This is a genomic window from Segatella copri (assembly GCF_024330485.1).
GTDB classification, from domain to species: Bacteria; Bacteroidota; Bacteroidia; order Bacteroidales; family Bacteroidaceae; genus Prevotella; species Prevotella copri_L.
Map to the genome: position 1 here is coordinate 1 of NZ_JANDWX010000068.1, position 4,167 is coordinate 4,167.

Below are 4,167 nucleotides of genomic sequence, written 5' to 3' on the forward strand. Positions count from 1 at the left end.
TAGATTTAAAATTATGTAACTTTGCAGCCGAAAAGGCTTCCCTGCTGGGGGCATGCCCCCAGCAGGGAGTGGGAATGAAAGTTAAGAACAAGCCTTGACACAGTTTAATTTACACCCCCATAGTGTCATTGTTTTCACCAATAAAATGGGGTATAATATGAACAAACAGATTCTTGGAAAAGAAAGAATGTCTACCGATAATTTCTTATAAAGAGTTGTCGATGTGGTTCTAATTTTCCGTTTCTAGGTTCGGAAAAACCTCCGAAAGTGTTCTTTGACTTATTGAAACCTCCATAAATAGGCAGGTTGTCGTAAGGCCGCAGAAAAAATATCTTTAGGCATCGACATTTTTTCTGAAGATTTTTTGTATCTTTGCACCCACAAACCTATAGATTCTTCGAGCATCTATGCCTAAGGATTAACGGGTTCTAATTGTACCTTTATGGAATTGAAATTTGGTATGTGCTCAAAAAGGAACTCAAACCATTGTCGTTCTAATTGTACCTTTATGGAATTGAAATAAATGAGCCTCAATCTGAGAAACAAAATCAGAATGTTCTAATTGTACCTTTATGGAATTGAAATTAGGTCTTAGCAGTAAACTTAATAGACGCAGAACGTTCTAATTGTACCTTTATGGAATTGAAATTTTAAACCCTTATCTTATGTTAGACGGTGGTTCTCCGTTCTAATTGTACCTTTATGGAATTGAAATACAAAAGCGCTTACTAGCATACAAAACATTATGTGTTCTAATTGTACCTTTATGGAATTGAAATACAGCAGAACGATTAATGAACTTGAGAAGATAAGCAGTTCTAATTGTACCTTTATGGAATTGAAATTACTGAGGTACAGAAAGGTTAAGACCTCTACGCCATGTTCTAATTGTACCTTTATGGAATTGAAATACTGAATTTCCTTATACTTTTGTAAAGCAGTAGCGTTCTAATTGTACCTTTATGGAATTGAAATTTCATGAGGGTGAATTTTTCTCTGTATTGAGGTGTTGTTCTAATTGTACCTTTATGGAATTGAAATGCCGATGATGTTGTTGTGCACCCAAAACCTTGCACGTTCTAATTGTACCTTTATGGAATTGAAATAAGGTACTTTGGAAGAAAAAAAGGTAAAGGATGGCGAGTTCTAATTGTACCTTTATGGAATTGAAATAAGCTTTCTATCAGCTTTCGGGCAACGGTGCTCTGTTCTAATTGTACCTTTATGGAATTGAAATTTATATTTTATGTATATGGTTTTGCCGACAAGTATTGTTCTAATTGTACCTTTATGGAATTGAAATAATATCAAAATATTGTCTAGGGGTAAAACCTAAATGTTCTAATTGTACCTTTATGGAATTGAAATCTAGCCTTGCCGTCTGTCTTATCAATAGTACAAGGTTCTAATTGTACCTTTATGGAATTGAAATAAGGGCATAAGGAATCTGATAGCCTTTGCTAGAGTGGTTCTAATTGTACCTTTATGGAATTGAAATTTTAGCTGCCTTGCGAAGGTCGATGAGTTTGCAAAGTTCTAATTGTACCTTTATGGAATTGAAATACGCTGAAAGGAGAACCTTTAACGTTACACGGGAGTGTTCTAATTGTACCTTTATGGAATTGAAATTTTATTCTCGCTTCCGGCTCGCTGCCTGGTTTCTCTTTGTTCTAATTGTACCTTTATGGAATTGAAATAGAGTTAAAGCAAGATATCCTTCCTCTGAAGCTATTTGTTCTAATTGTACCTTTATGGAATTGAAATTGGAGACCCATAACATTGGAACGATTAGCCATAAGTTCTAATTGTACCTTTATGGAATTGAAATAAAAGAGAACCAGCACCGCTAATAAGAGAAGAAAGAGTTCTAATTGTACCTTTATGGAATTGAAATTTAGTAGAACCACCTTCACCGATGACGGTACAGAAGGTTCTAATTGTACCTTTATGGAATTGAAATCCAAGGAACTTAGACTTAGTACCGTGGGAGTTAGGACGTTCTAATTGTACCTTTATGGAATTGAAATATAAGAGTATGCGTCTGCTGAGTAACAGCAGATGAGTTCTAATTGTACCTTTATGGAATTGAAATTCATATCAACAAAATCAGAATCAAAATTATAAAAGTTCTAATTGTACCTTTATGGAATTGAAATTGCTGCGCTAGGGCTGATTAATTAATTAATTAATAACTGTTCTAATTGTACCTTTATGGAATTGAAATTCTTACCTGCCAGTTCCAAATCAGCCTGAGCAAGAGTTCTAATTGTACCTTTATGGAATTGAAATTAAGAAACAATTTCACTGAAATGCTTGTCTATTTGTTCTAATTGTACCTTTATGGAATTGAAATGAATGAATCCTAATACCTGAACGATGTGGAACAGACAGTTCTAATTGTACCTTTATGGAATTGAAATTCGGGTTCTGCCGATATGACCTCAGGTTCTGTCGAGTTCTAATTGTACCTTTATGGAATTGAAATTTGACATAAAGTTCACCCTGAATAGAATCCAAGGACGTTCTAATTGTACCTTTATGGAATTGAAATAATTTTATTCGATATTTTTTGCTGCCAAACTCGAGTTCTAATTGTACCTTTATGGAATTGAAATTATGCTCTGCTACGTGAACGTAAATCGGTGAATCCAGTTCTAATTGTACCTTTATGGAATTGAAATAACGGAGAATGCAAGAAGCGTGGGCACACCCGATAGTTCTAATTGTACCTTTATGGAATTGAAATGGAGGTCAAGGACCTGAAGGCTAAGGTTGAGCAGAAGGGTTCTAATTGTACCTTAATGGAATTGAAATTAGATCCTCTGCTTGATTTACAGATTGACGTACAGTTCTAATTGTACCTTAATGGAATTGAAATACTCATCGGAGTCGAAGAAAAGTAACAAATGCCAAGTTCTAATTGTACCTTTATGGAATTGAAATAAGCGTTTCTTACCTATCAGTTTTTCCAAATCGGTAGTTCTAATTGTACCTTTATGGAATTGAAATTACATATAGCGCATCATGCCCATCATCATCATGTAGTTCTAATTGTACCTTTATGGAATTGAAATTGGCACAGATGGTGAAAGATGCCTACAAGAATGGCAGTTCTAATTGTACCTTTATGGAATTGAAATATAGACAATATGTATTGAGTTAATTCCGAACAAAGTTCTAATCTAATCGTACCTTTATGGAATTAATTCAGAAGTACTGATAGCTTTAGTATTATACCGCAATCTCTAGTTATAAGTGTTCAGAATGTGTCTCCTCCTGCCACAGCATTCGTCTCCTCCGGTCACTGCATTCGACTCCTTCAGCTATCGCATTCGTCTCCTCCGGTCACTGCATTCGACTCCTTCAGCTATCGCATTCGTCTCCTTCAGCCACTGCATTCGACTCCTTCAGCTATCGCATTCGTCTCCTTCAGCCACTGCATTCGACTCCTTCAGCTAATGCAGCCGTCTCATTCTGCTAACTCAGTCGTCTCCTTCAGCCACCGCAGCCGTATGTGTCAACTCAATGAAGTAAATGAACTCGTGAAATGAAGTAGATGAACTCGTGAAATGAAGTGGATGAGTTCGCATAATGAAGTTCATGATTTTGGCACAATTGCCAATACATGGAAATGGTAAAGTAAAAAGAAGTTTATTCCTACTTTTCCCAATTCTTCTTCCAACATCAGTAAAGTTTTTAGCGAAATCGGGCTATTTTTCTTTATTTAACTCCGAAATAGAGTGGAATATCAGAGAAAATCTATAAATTTGTACCCAAATACAATGTTTTGTAAAGAATGGAAGATAGAGAACTGTTACTGAAAAGTGACTCGGAGTTTGACCGCCTCGCCTTTACGGTGTTGGCTATCGAGGCTTCGGCACAAAAAATGGGTATATCGCCGTCTGAAATGAGAAAGCGATTGGATAAGGTGGGGCTAATCAAGAGTCTCATTCAAGATTGCTATGACACTCTACATACCGAGAGCCGGGAAGCTGTGGCAAGTGATGTGGTCGAAGCTCTTAAAAATTGGGAAAGAAAAGAATAATGGACACTGCTGTCCCGTTTAGAAATCGTCGGGGCTGAAAAGGCTAGGATATAGCCAATCCTCCGTCTCTTCTGTTGGAACAGCTTTGTTAAACAAATCATTTAAAGGAGTCTTGTCCGTAA

At 36.4% G+C, this 4,167-nt stretch carries 1 protein-coding gene and 1 CRISPR repeat array; the gene reads left to right on the forward strand.

The features are described from left to right. Nucleotides 1–425 precede the first annotated feature (425 nt). A CRISPR array of direct repeats spans nt 426–3,140; the repeat unit is 30 nt; unit sequence GTTCTAATTGTACCTTTATGGAATTGAAAT. Nucleotides 3,141–3,796: 656 nt separating this feature from the next. Beyond that, nucleotides 3,797–4,045 (forward strand): DUF3791 domain-containing protein, encoded by a 249-nt coding sequence (locus NNC77_RS16125; RefSeq protein ID WP_254971846.1) that lies wholly within the window; start codon nt 3,797–3,799, stop codon nt 4,043–4,045. Nucleotides 4,046–4,167 lie beyond the last annotated feature (122 nt).